The sequence below is a fragment of the Aminobacter sp. P4_D5 genome (assembly GCF_056401815.1).
Genome location: NZ_JBFUIP010001029.1, coordinates 1 through 598 on the forward strand (window position 1 = coordinate 1; position 598 = coordinate 598).

1 protein-coding gene is annotated in these 598 nt (G+C 68.4%); it reads left to right on the forward strand.

Features of this window, described 5'->3' with window-relative positions; all coding sequences use genetic code 11:
• A partial coding sequence (locus tag AC1DWF_RS36465) for an AMP-binding enzyme (protein ID WP_476843317.1) occupies positions 1 to 585 on the forward strand: 585 nt, incomplete at its 5' end.
• Between the last annotated feature and the right edge of the window lie 13 nt (positions 586 to 598).

Below are 598 nucleotides of genomic sequence, written 5' to 3' on the forward strand. Positions count from 1 at the left end.
CTCCTGGAGGGGGCGACGGAGGGTAACCTCGTCATCACCGACAGCTGGCCTGGCCAGATGCGCAGCATCTACGGCGACCACGCGCGCTTCGGGCAGACCTACTTCTCCACCTTTCCCGGAAAGTACTTCACGGGCGACGGCGCCCGGCGCGACGCCGATGGCTACTGGTGGATCACGGGACGCGTGGACGACGTCATCAACGTCGCCGGCCACCGCATGGGCACGGCCGAGGTGGAGAGCGCCCTGGTGGCGCATCCCGACGTGGCCGAGGCCGCCGTGGTCGGCATGCCGCACGACCTCAAGGGCCAGGGCATCTACTGCTACGTGACGCTGAACGCCGGCGTGGAGCCGACCGAGGCGCTGAAGAAGGCGCTGGTCGCCTGGGTCCGCAAGGAGATCGGCCCCATCGCGACGCCGGACGTGATCCAATGGGCCCCCGGCCTGCCCAAGACACGGAGCGGAAAGATCATGCGCCGCATCCTGCGCAAGATCGCCGCGAACGAGACCGACAGCCTGGGCGACACCTCCACCTTGGCCGATCCGGCCGTGGTGACGGAGCTGGTGGAGAACCGCGTGACGGCCTGATCCGTCATGAATC